The 19,171-nt window shown below is 71.9% G+C and carries 17 protein-coding genes; 7 read left to right on the top strand and 10 right to left on the bottom strand.

Going from position 1 to position 19,171, the window contains the following annotated elements; genetic code table 11:
- Positions 1-69 precede the first annotated feature (69 nt).
- Together ACFXKZ_RS27535 and ACFXKZ_RS27540 are read right to left on the bottom strand one after the other, a co-directional pair.
- A complete protein-coding gene (locus ACFXKZ_RS27535; protein ID WP_078980331.1) occupies positions 70-1,035 on the bottom strand; it encodes a glutamate ABC transporter substrate-binding protein in 966 nt (321 codons plus the stop codon).
- A gap of 71 nt (positions 1,036-1,106) precedes the next feature.
- Complete coding sequence (locus ACFXKZ_RS27540) at positions 1,107-1,874, bottom strand: amino acid ABC transporter ATP-binding protein (protein WP_380003703.1); 768 nt, start codon at positions 1,872-1,874, stop codon at positions 1,107-1,109.
- Between the two features lie 148 nt (positions 1,875-2,022).
- Between ACFXKZ_RS27540 and ACFXKZ_RS27545 the strand changes: the two genes are divergently transcribed.
- From ACFXKZ_RS27545 to ACFXKZ_RS27560, 4 genes are all read left to right on the top strand, one after another.
- Entirely contained in the window at positions 2,023-3,177 is a 1,155-nt protein-coding gene (locus ACFXKZ_RS27545; protein WP_380003704.1) for an ROK family protein, read from the top strand.
- Positions 3,178-3,307: 130 nt separating this feature from the next.
- Positions 3,308-3,952, top strand: a complete 645-nt coding sequence (locus ACFXKZ_RS27550) for an isochorismatase family protein (RefSeq protein WP_380003705.1) — start codon at positions 3,308-3,310, stop codon at positions 3,950-3,952.
- 105 nt (positions 3,953-4,057) lie between these two features.
- Positions 4,058-5,047, top strand: coding sequence for a sporulation protein (locus ACFXKZ_RS27555; RefSeq protein WP_380003706.1), 990 nt, complete (start codon positions 4,058-4,060; stop codon positions 5,045-5,047).
- Positions 5,048-5,357: 310 nt separating this feature from the next.
- Positions 5,358-5,945 (top strand): LuxR C-terminal-related transcriptional regulator, encoded by a 588-nt coding sequence (locus ACFXKZ_RS27560; RefSeq protein WP_380003707.1) that lies wholly within the window; start codon positions 5,358-5,360, stop codon positions 5,943-5,945.
- A gap of 82 nt (positions 5,946-6,027) precedes the next feature.
- On the opposite strand, the gene ACFXKZ_RS27565 is transcribed toward ACFXKZ_RS27560, so the two are convergent.
- The 8 genes from ACFXKZ_RS27565 to ACFXKZ_RS27600 form a co-directional block, all read right to left on the bottom strand.
- On the bottom strand, positions 6,028-7,770 hold the full coding sequence (locus ACFXKZ_RS27565; RefSeq protein WP_380003708.1) for an ATP-binding cassette domain-containing protein: 1,743 nt from the start codon (positions 7,768-7,770) through the stop codon (positions 6,028-6,030).
- Complete coding sequence (locus ACFXKZ_RS27570; RefSeq protein ID WP_380003709.1) at positions 7,767-9,632, bottom strand: ABC transporter ATP-binding protein; 1,866 nt, start codon at positions 9,630-9,632, stop codon at positions 7,767-7,769. The genes ACFXKZ_RS27565 and ACFXKZ_RS27570 overlap by 4 nt, the downstream gene beginning before the upstream one ends.
- Positions 9,633-9,835: 203 nt before the next feature.
- Entirely contained in the window at positions 9,836-9,967 is a 132-nt protein-coding gene (locus tag ACFXKZ_RS27575; protein ID WP_078980719.1) for a SapB/AmfS family lanthipeptide, read from the bottom strand.
- Positions 9,968-10,063: 96 nt separating this feature from the next.
- Positions 10,064-12,808, bottom strand: coding sequence for a class III lanthionine synthetase LanKC (gene lanKC / locus ACFXKZ_RS27580; protein ID WP_380003710.1), 2,745 nt, complete (start codon positions 12,806-12,808; stop codon positions 10,064-10,066).
- A 402-nt stretch (positions 12,809-13,210) separates the two neighbouring features.
- A complete protein-coding gene (locus tag ACFXKZ_RS27585; RefSeq protein WP_380003711.1) occupies positions 13,211-14,086 on the bottom strand; it encodes a biotin-dependent carboxyltransferase family protein in 876 nt (291 codons plus the stop codon).
- Positions 14,087-14,247: 161 nt separating this feature from the next.
- The gene (locus ACFXKZ_RS27590) at positions 14,248-14,865 is read right to left on the bottom strand and encodes an allophanate hydrolase subunit 1 (RefSeq protein WP_380003712.1); all 618 of its coding nucleotides are present in this window, start codon (positions 14,863-14,865) and stop codon (positions 14,248-14,250) included.
- Positions 14,862-15,665, bottom strand: a complete 804-nt coding sequence (locus ACFXKZ_RS27595; protein ID WP_380003713.1) for a LamB/YcsF family protein — start codon at positions 15,663-15,665, stop codon at positions 14,862-14,864. Before ACFXKZ_RS27595 ends, ACFXKZ_RS27590 begins: the two co-directional genes overlap by 4 nt.
- Complete coding sequence (locus ACFXKZ_RS27600) at positions 15,662-16,384, bottom strand: GntR family transcriptional regulator (protein WP_380003714.1); 723 nt, start codon at positions 16,382-16,384, stop codon at positions 15,662-15,664. Before ACFXKZ_RS27600 ends, ACFXKZ_RS27595 begins: the two co-directional genes overlap by 4 nt.
- A gap of 158 nt (positions 16,385-16,542) precedes the next feature.
- On the opposite strand from ACFXKZ_RS27600, the gene ACFXKZ_RS27605 reads away from it, so the two are divergent.
- The 3 genes from ACFXKZ_RS27605 (at position 16,543) to pcp (ending at position 19,046) form a co-directional block, all read left to right on the top strand.
- Positions 16,543-17,286 (top strand): DUF969 domain-containing protein, encoded by a 744-nt coding sequence (locus ACFXKZ_RS27605; protein WP_380003715.1) that lies wholly within the window; start codon positions 16,543-16,545, stop codon positions 17,284-17,286.
- Entirely contained in the window at positions 17,283-18,251 is a 969-nt protein-coding gene (locus tag ACFXKZ_RS27610) for a DUF979 domain-containing protein (RefSeq protein ID WP_380003716.1), read from the top strand. The genes ACFXKZ_RS27605 and ACFXKZ_RS27610 overlap by 4 nt, the downstream gene beginning before the upstream one ends.
- A gap of 144 nt (positions 18,252-18,395) precedes the next feature.
- A complete protein-coding gene (gene pcp, locus ACFXKZ_RS27615; RefSeq protein ID WP_380003717.1) occupies positions 18,396-19,046 on the top strand; it encodes a pyroglutamyl-peptidase I in 651 nt (216 codons plus the stop codon).
- Positions 19,047-19,171: the final 125 nt, after the last annotated feature.

The following is a 19,171-nucleotide window of genomic DNA, read 5'->3' on the forward strand; positions in this document are numbered from 1 at the left end:
CCGGGAAGCCGGGAAAGCCGGGAAGGCCGGGAGGGTCGGGAGGGCGGCACGCCCTCCCGACCCCGGGGCTCAGGAGCCGGGGACGCCGCCGATCGCGGGCGGCGTCGGCGGGTTGCCCTCGACGACCGTGCCGAGCGTCTGCTTCCAGACCGTCTGCCACGAACCGTCCTGGCCGATCTTGCGCAGCCAGTCGTTGACGAACGTCTTGAACGCAGCGTCGTCCTTCTTCAGGCCGATGCCGTACGGGTCGGAGGTGAACGGCTCGCCCACGACGGTGGTGTCGGGGTTCTGCTTCACGTCGGCCACCAGCAACGCCTGGTCCTGCACGTACGCGTCGCCCCGGCCCTGGCGCAGCGCCGTCACGCACTCGGGGTCGCTGCCGAAGGTGACCACCTTCGCGTCCGGCGCGACCTGCTTGATCGCGGCGATCGCGGGCGTGTTGGCGCCGGCGATCACGGTCTTCCCGTTCAGGTCGGCGGGCGTCTTGATCCCGCTCGCGCCCTTCTTGGTCAGGATGGCCTGGCCGGAGGAGTAGTACGGGCCCGCGAAGGCGACCTGCTCGGCCCGCTTCGGGGTGATCGTGTACGTCTGGAAGACCACGTCGACGGTGCCGTTCTGCAGCAGCGCCTCACGGGTCTCGGTGGCCGAACTGACGATCTTCACCTCGGGCTTGCCGATGATGTACTTGGCCAGCAGCCGGCCCATCTCGGCGTCGAACCCGTCGGTCTTGCCGGATATCGGGTTGAGCTGCGACCACAGCGGCGCGTCCTGGGAGCCGCCGACGATCAGGTAGCCGCGCTCCTTGATCTTGGCCATCGTGGAGCCGGGCAGGATGGCGGCGTCGGGCGCGCCCTCGGCCTTCTTGGCGACGTCCTCGCCGGCCGGCTTGCCGCCGGGGACGGCGTCGGACGAGGAGTCGCTGGAACACGCGGCCAGCACGCTCAGGGACAACGCGGCCAAAACGGCCGGAACGGCGGTACGCAGCCGACGCGATGACGCGCCGGAGCGCGGGCGACGCAGGGGGAAGCCGGACATCGGGGCCTTCCTTTGCAGCTAGGCAGGGGTACAGAGGGGACGGGACGGACGGGCCCGGCGGAGTGCGGGCGTCAGTGGCTGAGCACCTTGGACAGGAAGTCGCGGGCGCGGTCGGTGGTGGGGGCGGTGAAGAAGGTGTCGGGCGTGCCGACCTCGACGATCTGACCGTCCGCCATGAACACGACGCGGTCGGCGGCCCGGCGGGCGAAGCCCATCTCGTGCGTGACCACGACCATGGTCATGCCCTCGCGGGCCAGGTCGACCATGACGTCCAGGACCTCGTTGACCATCTCCGGGTCCAGCGCGCTGGTCGGTTCGTCGAACAACATCACCTTGGGCTGCATGGCCAGCGCCCGGGCGATGGCGGCCCGCTGCTGCTGACCGCCGGAGAGCTGGGCCGGGTAGTGGTCGGCCTTGTCGGCGATGCCGACCCGGTCCAGCAACTCCCGGGCCCGGCGCTCCGCGTCGGCGGCGGACAGACCCTTGACCCGGGTCGGGCCGAGGGTGACGTTCTGTAGCACGGTCTTGTGCGCGAACAGGTTGAACTGCTGGAAGACCATGCCCACTTCGGTGCGCAGCCGGGCCAGGGCCCGACCCTCGGCGGGCAGTTCCTCGCCGTCCAGCAGGACCACACCCGAGTCGACGTTCTCCAGCCGGTTCAGGCAGCGGCACAGCGTCGATTTGCCCGCGCCCGACGGGCCGATCAGTACGACGACTTCGCCGGCCGCGACGGTCAGGTCCACGTCGGTCAGCACGCGGACCGCGCCGAACGACTTGTTGATGGCCCGCGCCTCGACCATGGGCGTCACTACGGCGGAAGAAGGCGACGCGGGCTTCATCAACGCTCCATCTTTGTTCGGAATCGAAGTTTCAGGTGACAGTAGAAGCGAAATTCGAATAAAGTCAATGCCTTGCTGGTTATTACGGGGTGTGCTATTCCTGTCACTGCCGTACCGCAGCAGGTGTGCCTCGAACGGGAGTGGAACGTTGGGTGGAAGCGCGGGTGACCTGGTGCGACTGGTGGCCAAGGGGCACGGTCGATCCCGGGCGGAACTCGCCCGGTTGAGCGGCATGGCACCGTCGAGCGTGTCGCTGCGCGTCGAGGAGCTGATAGAGGCCGGCCTGCTCCGCGAGGACGGCGAGGGCGCCTCCCGAGGCGGGCGCCGACCCCGACAGTTGCGCCTGCACGAGAACGCGGGCGTCGTCGTCGCCGTCGACGTCGGCACCCACCACGTGCGCATGGCGGTGCTCGACCTGGCCGGCCGGGTGCTCCTGGAACACGAACTCCCGGGCGAGATCGCCGAAGGCCCCGAGCGGGTGATCGAACGACTCCTGGACAACCTGCGCATGACGCTGCGTCAGGCCGAGGTCGAGCACCTGCCGCTGCTCGGCGTCGGCATCGGCATGCCCGGACCCGTCGACCCCGGCGAGGCCAAGGTGGTCGCCCCGTCCCGGATGCCCGGCTGGAACGACTTCCCGATCGGCCGCCGGATGAGCGAACTGCTCGGCGTACGCGTGGTGGTGGAGAACGACGCCAACCTGATGGCGGTCGGCGAACACCGCTACGGCTGGCCGGACCGGGACAACCTGATGGCGGTCAAGGCCGGCACCGGCATCGGCTGCGGCATCATCGTCTCCGGCCGACTGCATCGCGGACGCGGCGCCGCCGGCGACATCAGCCACGTCCCCGTACACGTGCCCGAGCCGGTCACCTGCTCGTGCGGCCACTCCGACTGCCTGGAGGCGCACGCCAGCGGCGCGGCGCTGCGCCGCATACTGCGCGCGCAGGGCATCGAGGTCACCTCCTCGCGCCATCTGGTCGAACTGGTCAACGACGGCGTGCCGGAGGCGACCACGCTGGTCCGCAACGCGGGCCGGCTGGCCGGGCAGGTGCTCGTCCCGCTGGTGAACTTCTTCAACCCCGACGTGCTCGTCCTGGGCGGCGGCCTGTCCGCCGCCGAGCCGTTCGTGGCCGCCGTACGCGGGGCGATCTACGAGCGCTGCCTCCCGCTGGCCACCCGCGACCTGGAGATCGCCACGGCGGTCACCGGTCGGGACGCGTGCATGCTCGGCGCCGGCAGCCTGGTCCTGGACGAGGTGCTCGCGAGCGAGTGGGTGGACGACACGCTGGCGGCGCGCTGACTCTGGCTCTGGCTCTGCCCTCGCCCTGGCTCTGTCCCGGGAACGGATCTTCTCAACCTTGGGATATAGAGCTACTGTGGCGTCCGTCAATTCAACGCCATATCCAGACGGTGTCGAGGAGGTCCGCGTCATGGGCTACCAGGTGAGTACCGTCGATCCGGCGCGCACCGCGCTGATCGTCGTCGACGTGCAGCACGACTTCATCTCCCCCGGCGCGCCGCTGGAATCGCCCGCCGGGCGCGCCATGTTGCCCACTCTCGCCGGCCTGCTCGACCTGTGTCGCAAGGCCGGGATCATGGTCGTCTACACCGCGCACGTACACCGCGCCGACGGCTCCGACCGGGGGCGCTACGGCGACCTGTACCCGCCGATCGCGGCGGGCGAGGCGCTGGTCGACGGCACGCCCGGGAGCGAGATCCACCCCGACGTGGCGCCCGCCGAGGGCGAGGTGGTGGTCAAGAAGCACCGCTACAGCGGATTCCACGGCACCGATCTGGACATGCTGCTGCGCGGTCGGGGCATCACCACGGTCGCGGTGACCGGCGTGACCACCGAGGACTGCGTGCACGCCACCGCCCGGGACGCGATGTTCCGCGACTACTGGACGCTGGTGATCGCCGACGCCTGCGCCACCTACGACCACCCCGACCTGGGCTGGGGCGCGATGTCGGCCGAGGAGGTGCACCGCGCGGCGCTGGTGGTGCTGGCCCAGTCCACGGCCGACGTGGTCACCTCGGAGCAGTTCGCCGAACGGGTGCGCGAGGCGGGCGTGTAGGTCCTCTCGGGGTGCTGTGATTTAAAAGTTGCGCAAGTATGCAACTATCGGAGCTTCGTGCGCGTTCCTATCTGCGACCGCACATCTCCGAAAGGAAAGCACCAGATGGTGTTCAACCGTGTTCTCGATGCCATCGGCGTGGGCGCCCCCGACGTACGGACGACGTTGTCGACGCCCGTGACCCGGCCCGGCGAAACCCTCCGGGGCCGGGTCACCCTGGTCGGCGGCAGCCGCCCGGCCGAGGTCGGCGGCGTGACGTTGTCCCTCGTCCTGTCGACGGCCGCCGGCATCGGGCGTCCCGCCGGCGCGGGCGAGGGCCCCATCCCGTTCGCCGACGCCGTGGTGAGCGGCCCGCTGCGTCTGGCCGCGCGGGAGGAGCGGGAGTTGCCGTTCTCGTTCCCGGTGCCCTGGGCGGCGCCGTTCACCACCATCGGGGGGCAACGTCTGGCCAACCCGGCGGTGGGGTTGCGCACGCTGATGGCCCTGGACGGTCGTCGCCGGCGGCACAGCGTCGACGCGGTCGACATCGACCCGCTGCCGGTGCAACAGCGGGTCCTGGAGGCCGCGTTGGCGCTCGGCTTCACCTTCAAGGACGCCGATCCGACGATGGGTCGGTTCGAAGCCGAGCAGGACCTGCCGTTCCGCCAGGAGGTCGCGTTCCACGCCGCCCCGCGCTACGCCGACAGGTGCGGGGAGGTGGCGTTGTCCTTCCGCTCCACCCCGAACGCCACCCACGTCTCGGTGCGCGTGGGCCCGCGCGGCGAAACGTTCGGCCTCGGTCCGGGCCTGGGCGTCGACACCGGCACCCGCCTCGACCACACCGACCTGAACAAGGACCTCGCGGGCACGGTGGACACCTGGATCCGGCGCGCCGTCGAGGAGTACGCGGCGCGTACCCCGCACGGCGGTTCGTCGTACGACGCGATGCGGCCGAGCCCGTGGGTGAACACCGGCGGCGAGGCGGGATCGCGGGCCGGCGCGCGCGGCGGCGGCTCCGGCCTGGGTGGGATGGTCGGCGGCATGGCGACCGGCGCGGCGGCGGGCTTCCTGGGCGGCATGCTCGCAGAGGAGGTCTTCGGCGGCGACGACGACTGAGCCTGAGCCCCGGGCTTGAGCCCCGAGCCTGAGCCCCGAGCCGACGCCGGCCTCGGCGGCCGACTCCTTGGCGCGCAAGCCCCGTATACCCCGGCCGGCGATGGCGCGGGCGGCGTGTCCGAAGTCCTTCGAACCCTCGGTTGATAGCGGCCCGGCTCGATCATGGTTCGACAGGAGACGAGAACCCGAGATCTGAATGTCGCATTAAAGAATCATCCGATTACAGGTAGTGCTGAGACTCTCGGGATGGGGTACCTATCGACGTGCTTGGCGGGCACCTCAGGCGCGTCGGCACAGACTGGGGGCGGACATGATCAGGGTTCTCTTGGTGCACGACACGGAGCTGATGAGATCGGCGCTGACCGCGCTGCTCGATCGGGAGGAGGACATCGAGGTGGTCGCCGAGAGTTGGGAGAGCGCTCCCGACCGGGCGCGTGCCCAACGTCCGCACGTATGCGTGGTGGACGTGGACTGTCCCGGCGCATCCCGTTTACCGAGTCGTCCCGTCGACCGGGACTGCGCATTGCTGGTACTGGCCACCACCGCGCGGCCGGGCAGCCTGCGCCGGGCGGCGGAGGCCAAGGCGCTGGGCTTCGTGGACAAGGACGCCCAACCGCTGCAACTGCCGCGCGCGATAAGACTGATGGCCAATGGCCGCCGCTACGTGGACGGTACGCTCGCGCTCGACCTGCTGCGCGCCGCGACCGCACCGCTGACGCCCCGCGAACTGGGGGTGCTCTCGCTCGCCGCGAAGGGCGCCTCGGCCCCGGAGATCGCCCGCAGCCTGCGGCTGAGCATCGGGACGGTACGGAACTACATGTGCGCGATCACCCGCAAGACCGGTGCCCGCAACCGGATCGACGCGATCCGCATCTCGCGCGACGCCGGGTGGGTCTAGGGTCCGTTTTTCTTGTGGCGGACCTGGCGGGGCCACGCCTCCTGGCCCCGCACGCCGCCGCCCCCGGAGCCCGGACGGCCGATCAGATGCGTTCCGCGTGCCAGTGGCCGACCAGGTCGCGGTACAGCGGTGACCGGTCCAGGAGTTCCCGATGCGTCCCGCACACCGCGTGCACCCCGTCCAGCACCAGGATCCGGTCGGCCCGATGCGCCGAACTGATCCGGTGAGCCACCACGATCAGCGTCCCGGGCCGTTCGGCGAAGGCCCGTTCGGCCCGATCCTCCGCCGCCGGATCGAGATGGCAGGTGGCCTCGTCCAGGAGTACCAGGGGCGCGGGTGACAGGTGCGCCCGGCCGAGCGCGAGCAATTGGCGCTCGCCCTGGGACAGGGAGGCGGGGTCCACCGGCGCGTCGAAGCCGCCCAGTCGGTGGATCAGGGGCAGCAGACCGACCGCGGCCGCGGTCGCGGTCAGCGCGGCGGGCGACGCGCCGTCCGGGCACAGGTACAGCAGGTTCTCCCGGACGCTGCCGGTGAACACGTACGCCTGCTGCGGGATGAGCACGCGTCGGCGGGAGGGTTCGGCAGCGATCGGCGTCACCGGTTGCCCCGCCACCCGGATCTCGCCCCGGTCCGGTTCGAGCAGGCCGGCGATCAGCGCGGCCAGCGTCGACTTGCCGATCCCGCTGGGGCCGACCACCACGAGGTGCTCGCCGGGTTCGACGCTCAGATCCAGGTCGCGCAGGACCGGCTGGGCGTTCGGGCCGTACGCGAAGGTCAGCCCGCGTATCTCGACCCGGGCGGAGGCGCCGCGTTCGGCCGCGGGGCTGTCCCGCTCCCCGGCAACCGGCTCGCCGTGAACGGCACTTCGCGGCCCGGAGGTCAGTCGATCGAGCACGACCAGCAGCCGTGTCCCCGCCGCGCCGAGTGCGTTCATCAGGGTGTGCAGGGCCGGCAGCAGGGCCTGGGTCAGGTAGGTCAGCGCGCCCAGCAGGGCTCCGGCGGTCAACCCCTGCCGCAACAACCAGGGCGCGGTGACCAGGAGCAGCAACACCGGCAACTGCCCGGCCACGCCCAGCGCGACGGTACGGGCCGCAGCCCACCGGGCCAGGACCCGCGCCGCCCGGGCCTCGGCCTCGATCAGGGCATGCGTCCGTGCCGCGACCGACTCCCCGGCGCCCGCCGCCACTACGTCGCGCAGCCCCTCGGCGACCGCGCCGAGCTGCGTCGACAACGCCTCGTCGGCATCGAGGAACACCCGCTGCCGGGCCGCCATCGGCGCCAGCGTGGCCAGGAACAACGCCAGGCCGAGCACCAGCGGGGGCAGCACTACGATCAGCAACTCCGGGGCCAGCGCGCCGAGTCCGAGCAGCACGCCGAGCATGGTGAAAACGAACGAGCGGGCCACCAGGACCAGTCCGGCGAAGCTGTCCCGGGCAAGTTCGGTCTGATTGGTCAACCGGGACACCACCGCCCCGTCCGCCGCGCGCGACGGGGCCTCGATCGCCTCGGTCAGGGCCCGGTCGGCCACCCGGCGGATCAGCCCGTCGCGCAACGGCTCGACCAGGTCCGCCAGTCCGCGAAACACCCCGCCGGTGGCCGCCCCGCCGCAGATCACCGCCACCGCCGCGACCGCGAGCCAGGCGAGGCCGGTACCGGTGTGGCCGGCCAGGAAACCGTGGTCGAGCGCCATCGCCACGCCGTAGCCGCCGAGGAAGGTCTGCGCCGATTCCAGGAGGGACCACGCGCCGAGCCGGACCAGCACCCGCCTGCGTCGGGCCAGGAAACGCCGGGCCAGGGCGGGCACCCCGGAACGCTCCTCGGTCACCTGCCCTCCCGGGTCGAATGCCCATCCCCGATCGGGCCATACCTCGATGTCCCGGTCGAGTCCCCGATCGGGCCATACTCCGATGTCCCGGTCGAGTCCCGGGTCGAACCGGGCCCCGGCGACGCGTCGTCCGCCTTGGCGGCGACGAACACGGCCCGGTAGTCCGCCTCTTCCCACAACCGCTCGTGTGTTCCGACCGCGCGCACCCGGCCCGCCTCCAGCCAGGCGACCAGATCGGCCCGGGCCGCCGAGGACACCCGGTGGGCGATCAGCAGCCGGGTACCCGCGCGGACGTCGTGGACCAGGGCCCGATCCACCCGCAGTTCGGTGACGCTGTCCAGGCTGGACGTCGCGTCGTCCAGCACCAGCAACCGGCCCGCGTGCGCGAACGCCCGAGCCAGGCCAAGGCGTTGCAGTTCACCGCCGGACAGCGGCGCGGTCGTGCGCGGCGCGGCATACCCGCCGGGCAGCAGTCGGATGAAGGTGTCCGCGCCGGCCGCGGCGGCGGCGGCCTCGATCCCGGCGGGCTGCGGTCGGTAGGGCCCGAAAGCGATGCCGTCGGCGATCGTCTCGCCGAACAGGGCGGGCCGTTCGAACGCGTAGCCGACCTCGCGGCGCAACCGCGCCGGGTCGATCTCGGTCAGCGGCACGCCGTCGAGCAGCACCACGCCCGCGTCCACGTCGCACAACCGCCCGGCGACCGCGGCGAGCGTCGACTTGCCCGCGCCGGAGCGCCCGACCACGGCCATCGTGGCGCCGCCGGGCACGACCAGATCCACGCCGCGCAACACCGGTTCGCCGCCCCGAAGTACGGTGACCCCGCACAGTTCGAGCCGCCCGGGACCGTACGCCGGCAACGCTCGGGTGCCGTGCCGCATCGGCGGGATCGCGAGCAGTTCGGCGGTGCGCCGCGCGGCCGAACGGCTGCGCACCAGCGCGTCCAGGCCGCCGACCGCCACGCCCAGTCCGGCGGCGAGCGCGGTGTAGCGCGAGGCGGCGAGCAGTTCGCCCACGGTCAGGTGCCCGCCGGCCAGCCGTACCCCGCCGACCGCGAGCACCGCCGTGCTCAGCAGCGGGACCAGGATGCCCGCTCCCGCCATGGCCCGCCCGTACACCTGCCACATCCGCCGCCCCTGCGCGTTCAATCTGGGCAACGAGTCGAGGATCCGCTCGAGTTCGCGGGCCGCACCGCCGGCAGCGGCGATGCTGCGGGCGCCGCCCAGGGCCTCGACCAGTCGGGTGGCGATCTCGCCCTGGACCTTCTGGTAGCCGGACACGCTCTCCGAGGAACCGCGGGCGAAGGCACGCAACAGCCAGACCAGCAGCGGGACACCGGCCAGGAACACCGCGAGCAGCCACGGGTCGATCACGCCCAGCGCGACCAGACCACCGATCGGGACGAACAGCGCGGCCAGGCCGGCAGCGGCGGTGGTCGGCGCCGTGCTCGCCTCGGCCACGTTGCCGGTGAGTCGGGTGACCAGATCGCCCGGTGCGTGTTCGCCGGCCCGGTGCGGGGCGAGCGAGAGCAGGTGGTCCACGCCGAGTCGGCGCAACCAGGCGGCACTTCGGGCGGTGACGACCCCGCCGAGCAGGGCCTCCAGGGCGGTGCAGACGATCTCGGCGACGATCAGCACCGCGCACAGGACGACCGCGCCGTGCAGGCCGTCGGCGTCGTCGAGCAGCAGGTCGAGGGTGCGGCCCAGGACGGCCGGGAGCACGATCGCGATGCCGGCGGCCACCGCGCTGCACAGGAAGACGGCCGCGGTGCGGCCCGGGCTGTGGCGCATGGCGCCGGCCAGCAGATGGGCGGTCCCGGGGGGCGCGGCCGATGCGCCGTCGGGGGTGCGGTCCGTGGCGGCCATGCCGGCGCGGTTCCTCGCTTTCGTCGCGGGGGTGTGGGGGGTGTTGGAGGTGTGGGGGCGTGGGGGTGCGGGGGTAATGCACGAATAGCGGTCCCGGGCGGAATGCCGCCGCCCGGGACCGCTGTCGACTCGTCCTGGCTACCTCGGGGTGCTCAGAGGCGTGCTCGAAGGCGTGCTCGGAGCCTCCCGAAGAGAGGCAGAGGTCAGCGGCACTGAAGCAGGCTCAGGCTGCTGTTGCCGCAGAGCAGGAGGCTCACGTTGCTGCCGCCGCCGTGGCCGCCGCCGCCCAGCTCGGTCTCCTCCGCCGCCATCGTCTGCAGGTCGAGAAGTGCCATGGTGATCATTCCTCTCGGTAGTGGAACGGGATGGTGCCGCGACCCGCCCGAAGGGTGGGCCGATTCTGCCTCGGTCCGTGAAGAACGGGACCGGCTTCAGGGCCGCCGAGGCGGCGGGAGGAAGGGCAGGTGCACGGGATGGTCGTGCAGGGAGCTGCCCAGTGCGAGCAGGCAACCGGCGGTGCCGGTGCCCAGGTCCATGGAGAGCCGCATCATCTGGTCGCCGGCGAAGGCGAGTTCGCCCCGGTAGGGGATCGCGCCCCAGGAGAGCGTGTCGGCCAACCGGCGCAGGTCGGCGGCACGTGTGTCGGGTGTGTGGGGTTCATCGGGTGTGTGATGTTCGTCGGCGGTGGTGCGGCTCAGGTGCAGGATCATCCCCGCGGTGCCCCGGAACAGGCCGGGGTGGGCGTAGAACCGGGCCCGGGCGGCGCGGGCGATCTCCAGTCGGGCGGCGGCGAATTGCTCGTCGGGTCGGTGCGCGAGGCAGTCGTCGAGGACCATGGCGATGCCGATGCTGCCGGCGCCGAGGTAGGGCATCGTACGGCGGCCCTCGCTCACGTGCAGGGCGCCGCCGATGGCGACCACACAGCGGGCCAGGTCACTGCGCAGCGCGTCCGCGGCGGCGTCCAACAGGCCCGGGTCGCGCAGCCGTTCGTACAGGCGCAGGAAGAGGAGGGCGCCGCCGGTGGCGCCGTACAGGAGGCCGGCTCGGGTCGACGGGGGGCCGGTGCGGATTCGGTCGGCGACCTGTTCGGCCCAGGCCAACGCCCGATCGTGCAGAGCGTGTTCGCCGGTGGTGCGGGCGAGGTCGTCCAGCGCGAGGGCGAGTCCGGCCAGTCCGCTGTGCAGGTCCACGCCGAGGCCGTGCCGGTTCTGACCGAGGATCAGGTCGACCAGGTCGAGGGCGCGATCGCGGTGACCCAGGCGCTCCATCATCCAGGCCACGCCGGACAGGCCGTCGTAGAAGCCGGGTGGGTTGCCGGCGGGCGGGTTCTTGGTCGCGCGCAACAGCCATTCCTCGCCCGCCGGGTGGCGTTCGGCGCCGGTCTCGGCCAGCGCGTACAGCACGCCGGCGGCCCCGGAGCCGAGGCACGCCCCGCCGCCCGGGACGGCGAACTGGGCGATGTCGCCCGGGTAGCAGCGGTCCTCGCGGTCGGGGGTGGCGGACAGGATGATCGCCCGGGCCATCGAGTCGCGGCTGCGCGGCCAGTCGGCGAGGGCTACGGGGAGGTAGCCGTCGGAGGGGGAGACGGTGGGCGAACTGTTGGGGGTGGTGGTCCCCGCCCGGTTCGGCCCGGGGGTCGGGGCGTCGGCGCGGGCGTGTTCGGGCTTGGGGATGTCGGCGCGGGCGTGCTCGGGGGGCGTACCAAATTCCCGCTCGGGAGGCGTCCCGGATTCGCGTTCGGGTGCCGGGTCGTACCCGCGCAGGATCTCCTCGACCGCCGGGTCCAGCCAGCCGGCCGGGATCGGGAACTCCGCGAGCGCGACCTGGGCCAGGTGCCGGGCCTTGTTCCGGTCCACCGCGAACAGGCTGGTGAGCGGCAGGAACAGGGCGATTCGCAGGCATGCGAGCGCGTAGCGGTCGATGTCGAAGCCGCGTCGGTCGGCGGGCGCCACGAAGCCGGGGCTGGCGACCACCTGACGGCGCGTGTCGTCGTCGATCGCGGCGGCCTCGAAGTCGAGGAGTGTGACCGACTGTTCGTCCTCGGGGATCATGATGTTGAACAGGTGCAGGTCGTTGAAGACCACGCCCCGCGCGTGGATCGCCTCGACGGCGTCGGCCACGAGGCCGTAGATCCGCATGGCCCACGCGGTGTAGTCGGCCAGGCACTCCGGCGTGGGGTCCGTCTCGATCAGCGGGTGGCGGAGCGCGAAGAGGGTGTTCAGCGGGCGGCCCTCGACGAACTCCAGGACCAGGAACCGGTGATCGCCGAGGGTGAACCAGTCGCGCACCTCGGGCGTGCAGGCCAGTCCGCTCAGCCGGCGCAGCGCGTCGCGCTCGCGTTCGAGGCGGGTGACCGCGTCCGCGCCGTCGGCGCCCAGTCCGGCGTGCGGTCGGGCCTCCTTGAGGACGACCTGCTCGTCGGTGCGCGGGTCCCGGCCCAGGTAGACCCCGCCGCCGTTGGAGAAGTGCAGCGCGCGCTCGATCCGGTACGGGAGTTCGCCGACCGTGGTCGCGGCGCGGGCGGCCAGGTGAGGCTCCAGGAACGCGGGCAGGTCCAGCCACGGCGGTACCTGGAACGTGGGTTCGCGCCGATCCGGGACGAGCGTGCCGGTGTCGTCCTCGATCGCCGGACACAACTCGCCGCGCGCGTCGTGGCAGTTGCGCTCGGTGAAGCTGCCGTAGCGAAGGAACACCGGCCCCTCGCCCCAGCGCAGATCGCTCAGGATGTACGGCCCCGGCTCGCCGGCCAGACGGGCGGACAACTCCTCCGCGACCACGCGACACTGCTCGTCGTCGGCGGGGTAGACGGTGACGAACTTGCCGCTGGCCGCGCGGTCGGCGTACTTGCCGTTGCGGTTGTGCAGCAGATACGGGCTCGGCATGCACTTGAACGCGATGCCGCGCGGGATGCAGTAGTCCCAGACGACGGTCAACACCCGCTCGGCGTTGGCGTGTACGGCGGAGATGTGGATCTTCCAGCCCTGCTCCGGCAGTTCGCACGGATCGGGCCGGAACGCGAGCCAGTCACCGGAGGGGTTACGCAGCCAGCCGACGGGGAGTTCGCGACTCAGCGTGGCGTAGTGCGTGGCCAGGCCGGCGTCGTCCGCGCGGAGCCGATACGGCGCGTCGTAGAACAGCCGATCGGCGTCGCAGAAGACCGCGTATCCCTGATTCATCGCACTCCTATTCCGTCCGGAAGACCGGGTGCCAACCGGAACACTGCCGGCGCCCCGAAGCCGCCGAAAGTCGCATTCGTCATCAATGCGGAGTGAGGAATTCATGGGCGGGAGTGTGATGAACTCATGGACAAATCGGGCGAGATGCTGGGTGGGTGGGGGTGATGTGCAAGCGGCCGGGCCGGGCTTCGAAGGCGGGCTCGGGGCTGCTACCGGCGAGTAGGCGTCCGGTGGCGGGGAGGGTGGGTGGTGCGGTTGCCCCCGCCAGGAGCCGTTCCGGGTGGGTCGGGCGTTTGTGGCGGGGGTTGCGTCTCGGCTGGGTGGGGCCGGGTTTGGGTGGGCTTTGGGTGGCCCGTGTGTGTGGGGCTTTTGGGGTGGGAACGGGCCGCGTGGGGTTGGGGTTCAGTGGGTGGTGGGGGTGAATCTGACCGGGGTGCCCGGGGTTGCTTGGGCGGCGGCGGGTAGGTGTTCCTCTGGGACGACGCCGATTACCGGGTAGCCGCCGGTGACCGGGTGGTCGGCCAGGAACAGGACCGGGCGGCCGTCGGGCGGGACCTGTACCGCGCCCAACACCATGCCCTCGCTGGGGAGTTCCTCGGTGCGTGCCCAGGTCAGGGCGGGGCCGTCGGTGCGTAGTCCGATGCGGTTGCTTGCCGAGGCCACGGTGTAGTGGGCGGCGCCGAGGGAGTTACGGGCGGCGTCGGTGAACCAGTCCTGCCGGGGGCCGAGTACCAGGGGGAGTACCAGTTCGGTGGGCGGGCCCGATCGGCGGTGGACGTCCGCGCCCGGCGGGGTGGGGCCGGTGGGCTCGCCGAGTGGGAGCAGGTCGCCGTCGGCGAGTGGGGGCGGGCCGAGTCCGGACAGCAGGTCGGTGGATCGGCTGCCCAGGACCGGTTCGACCGCCACGCCGCCGGCGAGTGCCACGTACGTGCGCAGGCCCGCGGTGGCCGGCCCGACCTCGAGGACGGCGCCGGCCGGCACTCGGATCGCCGCGCCCCACGCGACGGGGCGACCGGCGACGCGGACCGGGCAGGGTGCGCCGACCACCGCGGCCACGGTGGTTCGGCGCACCCGCACGGCGGTGCCCGTCAGAGTGGTCTCCAGGGTTGCCGCCTCGGGGGGATTGCCGACCAGGCGATTGGCGAGGCGGTGGGCCGGCTGATCGAGTGCGCCCGAGCGTGGCACTCCCAGGTGTGCGAAGCCGATTCGGCCCAGGTCCTGGACGGTGGTGAGCGCGCCGGCTCGAATCACCTCGATCGTGCGTGATGCGTCACTCACGTGGGTGACCCGAGGCCCCTCCGACCCCGGATCGCGCTGCGCCGCCTCACCCCCGCTCACCCCCCGCCGGCGAGTCTCGCCCCGACCCGCCTCGCCCCGGCGCGGCTTGTCCCGCTCCGCCCGCCTGGCCTCGGTTCCGCCCACGCCGCCGCGTCCCGTGCTCACGGCCCCACCGCCACGAAGCGGACGCGGACACCGGGAGCGAACAGCGCGGCCGGCTCGCGGTCGGCGTCCCACAGGACCGCGTCGGTGCTGCCGACCAGTTGCCAGCCGCCGGGCGAGGAGCGCGGATATACGCCCGCGTACTCCCCGGCGAAGCCCACCGAGCCGACCGGGACCGCAGTGCGCGGGGTGGCCCGGCGGGCCAGGTGATAGCGCTCGGGCAGGCCGGTCAGATAGCCGAAACCGGGCGCGAAGCCGCAGAACGCCACCCGGAAGGTGATCGCCCCGACGATCTCGGGGATGCGCTCGACCGGCTCGCGCCACAGTCCGGCGATCTCGGCCAGGTCCGGCCCGTCGTAGCGGACCGCGATCTCGATGTGTTCGCCCGCCTCCGGCGACAGCGGCGGGATGCGCCAGCCCGTGACGTCCGCGGCCAGCGCGGCGGGGTCGGCGAGCCCGTCGAGCAGGACGGTGCGGGCCGCCGGGACGATCTCCCGGACGGCCGGCAGCGTACCCGCCGCGCGCCGGCGCAGCAGTTCGGCGTGCAGTGCCTCGGCCCGGTCGGCCGTGTCCACCTCCAGGAGCAGTGCGTGTCGGCCCACCGGCAAGGTCCTCACGCGAACGGCTCCAGGGACACATCGGCGGCCAGCAGCGCGCGGCGGACCCGCAGCGCCGACTCGGCCGCGCCCGGGGTGTCGCCGTGCAGGCACAGCGACCGGGCCGAGACGGCGACCCGCTCTCCAGTGATGGCGACGACGGCGCCCTCACGCGCCATCGTCAACGAGCGGGCCACGACCCGGTCGCCGTCGTGAACGACGGCACCGGGTTCCGCGCGCGGCACCAGGGTGCCCCGCGCGGTGTATGCGCGGTCCGCGAACGCCTCGGGCACACAAGGCAGTTCGGCGAACTCGGCGGCTTCGAGCAGGCGCGAGCCCGGCAGCCCCAGGACCGGCAACGCGCCGCCGACCAGGAGCACGCCGGCCACCACCGCGCCGGCCTGATCGGCATCCCACACGGTGCGGTTGTACAGCGCCCCGTGTGGTTTGACATAGGACACGCGCGAACCGGCGGCGCGCGCGAACACCTCCAACGCGCCGATCTGGTACGCGACTTCGGCGGCCAGTTCGGCGGCGGGCACGTCCATCGCCCGGCGCCCGAAGCCGGCCAGGTCGCGGTAGGAGACCTGCGCGCCGATCCGCACACCGCGCTCGGCGGCCAGCTCGCACACCCGGCGCATGGTGACCGGATCCCCGGCGTGGAAGCCGCACGCGACGTTGGCGCTGGTGACCACGGAGAGCAACGCCTCGTCGTCGGTGAGCTGCCACCGCCCGAAGCCCTCGCCGAGATCGGCGTTGAGGTCGATCACGACGGAGCCCGAGTCCTCGCCCGTCGGGGTCGCGTCGGCGTTCACGCTCATGCGCCGTCCATTCGCATCGCGGTGCAGATCATCTCGCACGCGTCGTCGAGATACCGGTCCAGAACCACCGTCGCGCCGTCGAAGTCGCCGCCCGCGAGCAGGTCCACGATCTCCCGGTTGCGCCGCAGAAACGGTTCGTGCAGCGCTCTCGCCGAGGGCATGGCCAGGAAGGCCAGGCGCAGTTCGGCGATCAGGCGGGTCATGTACTCGTCGAGCCGCGGACTGCCCGCGAGCGCCACCAGGGCCCGGTGGAAACGCAGGTCGGCGGTGCCCACCTCGGCCCAGTCACCCGCCTCGGCCGCCGCCTCGCCGCCCGCGACCGCGGCGTGCAGGGCCGCGATCCGCTCCGGCGCCGCCGTACAGACCGCCCGCAGGCCGGTGCCTTCGAGGGCGCGTCGGACGGCGTAGATGTCGGTGACGTCGTCGGGGTCGAGCATCCGGACGAAGACGCCCCGGTTCATCTCGTGCACCACCAGGCGATTGTCGACCAGCGTGCGGAACGCCTCGCGCAGCGTGTTGCGGGAGACGCCGAGGGCGGCGCCCAGGGCCTGTTCGGAGAGCCGGGTGCCGGGTGGCAGGGCGCCCTCGGCGATCCGATCCCGCAACACCTCCGCGACGCGCTGCGCGGTGCCGGCGCGACCGAGGAGGTCGCGGTCGGCGGCCAGACGGCTGAGTGTATCGTCGCCGGAAGTCCGGGCAAGGTCGACATCTTGGGTCATACGGTGGAGTCCCCCAGAGTGCGACGAGCGGTGCGGGAGGAGTACACCAATTTCCCGCGCCGTTCACAAGGTCTTGTGGGATTGTTCAACAATAGCCTAGCCTCCTCGGCACCTCCTCGTCCCCACTGTTCGAGGACCCGAGCGTGGAAGGCTGCGCAATGATTGTGCTCCTCGGCGTCCTACTGGTGATCGTAGGGTTCGCCACCCGACGCAACCCCCTGTTGGTGGTCGGTGTCTCCGGTGTGGCCACCGGCCTGCTGGGCGACCTGTCGCCGCGTGAAGTGCTGGCCGCCTTCGGCAACGGCTTCGCGTCCAGTCGCGGCGTGACGATCTTCGCCATCACCCTGCCCGTCATCGGGCTCCTGGAACGCAACGGCCTCCAGGAACAGGCCCGTACGCTGATCGCGCGCTTCGGCAAGTTGACCACCGGCCGCTTCCTGGTGCTCTACCTGGGACTGCGGCAAATCACCGCCGCCGTGGGCCTGGTCAGCCTGGGCGGCCCGGCCCAGACGGTGCGCCCGCTCGTCGTGCCGATGGCCGAGGGCGCCGCCGAGCGCAGCCACGGCCCGCTGCCCGAGAAGACGCGCGAGAAGATCCGCTCGCACTCGGCGGGCGCGGACAACGTCGGCCTGTTCTTCGGTGAGGACTGCTTCCTGGCGGTCGGTTCCATCCTGCTGATCACGGGCTTCGTGAACACCACGTACCACCAGCACATCGAGCCGCTGCACGTGGCGCTGTGGGCGATCCCCACCGCCGTCTTCGCGTTCCTCATCCACGGCGCCCGACTGCTGCGCCTGGACCGCACGTTGGCCCGCGACTTCGCCGCGGCGCCGGCCGGTGCGGGGGCCGTCCCCGCCATGGCGTCCGCCGTCGACTCCGCCGCCGAGGGGAAGCTCAAGTGATCAAGGTCGAATGGTTCTTCTGGCTGGTCGGCGCCGTCTTCCTGGTGATGGCCGCGCAGATGCTGGTGGATCGCAGCAATCCCAAGCGCTTCGGCAGCGCCGCGTTCTGGGGCCTGCTCGGCGCGGGTTTCATCTACAGCACCCGGGTCGTGGAGAAGACCTCCCCGGCCGAACCGCTGGGCGTGGCCGTGCTGGTGATGGTCTGTCTGGCCGGCTTCGGCTTCACCGGCAAGGGCACCGTGCCCACCACCAGCCGTGAGCAGCGGGTCGCCATCGCGTCCCGGCTCGGCAGCCGCATCTTCATCCCGGCACTGACCATCCCGGTGGTGGCGATGGTGTGCGCGGTGTTCGTGAAGAAGTGGCACATCGGCACCGAACCGGTGCTGCAAAAGGGCAGCGAGACCATCCTCGGGCTCGGCGTCGGCGCGATCGTCGCGCTCGTCGTGGGCATGCTGGTGGTCCGCGAGAAGCGGATCAGCGTGCCCGTGCACGAGGGCCGGTCGATGCTGGAGGCGATGGGCTGGGCCTTGCTGATGCCCCAACTGCTGGCCACGCTCGGCTCGATCTTCCAGGTGTCGGGTGTCGGCAAGCAGGTCGGCGTGATCACCTCGAAGGTGCTGCCGGACGGCAAGATCTACGTCGCGGTGATCGTGTACTGCCTGGGCATGTTCCTGTTCACCATGATCATGGGCAACGCCTTCGCCGCCTTCCCGGTGATGACCGCGGCGATCGGCTGGCCGGTGCTGGTGGTCGAGGGCGGCGGCGACCCGGCCGTGGTGCTCGCGCTCGGGATGCTCGCCGGCTTCTGCGGCACGCTGTGCACACCGATGGCCGCCAACTTCAACATCGTGCCTGCGGCGTTGCTCGGGCTCAAGGACCAATACGGTCCGATCAAGGCGCAGTTGCCGACGGCGGGTGCGTTGCTCGTGGTCAACATCGGCATCATGTCGGCCTTCGCGTTCTGACCTCGCGTTTCGAGGTTTTGCGTTCCGGCTTGGCGTTTCGTTCTCGCGTTTTGTTCTCGCGATTCGTTCTCGCGATTCGTTCTCGCGTTGCGATCGGGCCCTTTCGTCACCCGCTTTGCTCCGCCGTTTCAGGAGGCATCACCCATGACCCGCGTACTCCTCACCGGATTCGACACTTTCGCCGGCGAGGCGAGCAATCCGTCGTGGGAGGCGGTGCGACTGGTAGCGGCGGAGCCCGGGGCCGCGGCGGACCTGGAGGTGACGGCGGTGCGGTTGTCCTGTGTATATGGGACCGCGCTCGACGAACTGCGGTCCGCCGTGGAGCGGGTCGACCCGGGCCTGGTGGTGTGCGTGGGCCAGGCCGGCGGCCGGCCGGACGTCACGGTGGAGCGGATCGCGATCAACGTCGACGACGCCCGCATCCCGGACAACGCCGGCCGGCAGCCGATCGACGTCCCCATCGTCGAGACCGGGCCCGCCGCCTACTTTGCCGGCCTGCCGATCAAGGCGTGCGTCGCGGCGGCGCGCGCGGCGGGTGTGCCGGCGTCGGTGTCCTCGACGGCGGGCACCTTCGTCTGCAACCACGTCTTCTACGGCCTGATGCACCTGATCGCCACCGAACGGCCCACCACCCGGGGCGGCTTCGTACACGTCCCCTTCGCCTCCGAGCAGGTGGCCGACCGTGCCGTCGCCTCGCTCCCGCTGCCCGCCATCGCCGACGCGCTGCGGGCGATCGTGACCACCGCCGCCACCCGTACCACCGACATCACCGCCCAGGGCGGAAGCACCCACTGACGCTTCCGGACCCGAGCCGTCGCGGCGTCATCCCACACACGGGGGTGGGATGCCGCCGCGACGGCGCGGGCGGGCACGCCGCAGGTCACCCGTTCGGGTAGACGGGGGCGGAAATGTGTCTCCGG

Origin of the sequence: Embleya sp. NPDC059237 (assembly GCF_042754105.1) — a bacterium.
Lineage (GTDB): Bacteria > Actinomycetota > Actinomycetes > Streptomycetales > Streptomycetaceae > Embleya.

Coding starts and splice junctions, on each gene's coding strand:
- ACFXKZ_RS27535 (WP_078980331.1), bottom strand. CDS start 1,035: ATGTCCGGCTTCCCCCTGCGTCGCCCGCGCTCCGGCGCGTCATCGCGT.
- ACFXKZ_RS27540 (WP_380003703.1), bottom strand. CDS start 1,874: ATGAAGCCCGCGTCGCCTTCTTCCGCCGTAGTGACGCCCATGGTCGAG.
- ACFXKZ_RS27550 (WP_380003705.1), top strand. CDS start 3,308: ATGGGCTACCAGGTGAGTACCGTCGATCCGGCGCGCACCGCGCTGATC.
- ACFXKZ_RS27555 (WP_380003706.1), top strand. CDS start 4,058: ATGGTGTTCAACCGTGTTCTCGATGCCATCGGCGTGGGCGCCCCCGAC.
- ACFXKZ_RS27560 (WP_380003707.1), top strand. CDS start 5,358: ATGATCAGGGTTCTCTTGGTGCACGACACGGAGCTGATGAGATCGGCG.
- ACFXKZ_RS27570 (WP_380003709.1), bottom strand. CDS start 9,632: ATGGCCGCCACGGACCGCACCCCCGACGGCGCATCGGCCGCGCCCCCC.
- ACFXKZ_RS27575 (WP_078980719.1), bottom strand. CDS start 9,967: ATGGCACTTCTCGACCTGCAGACGATGGCGGCGGAGGAGACCGAGCTG.
- lanKC (WP_380003710.1), bottom strand. CDS start 12,808: ATGAATCAGGGATACGCGGTCTTCTGCGACGCCGATCGGCTGTTCTAC.
- ACFXKZ_RS27595 (WP_380003713.1), bottom strand. CDS start 15,665: ATGAGCGTGAACGCCGACGCGACCCCGACGGGCGAGGACTCGGGCTCC.
- ACFXKZ_RS27600 (WP_380003714.1), bottom strand. CDS start 16,384: ATGACCCAAGATGTCGACCTTGCCCGGACTTCCGGCGACGATACACTC.
- ACFXKZ_RS27605 (WP_380003715.1), top strand. CDS start 16,543: ATGATTGTGCTCCTCGGCGTCCTACTGGTGATCGTAGGGTTCGCCACC.
- pcp (WP_380003717.1), top strand. CDS start 18,396: ATGACCCGCGTACTCCTCACCGGATTCGACACTTTCGCCGGCGAGGCG.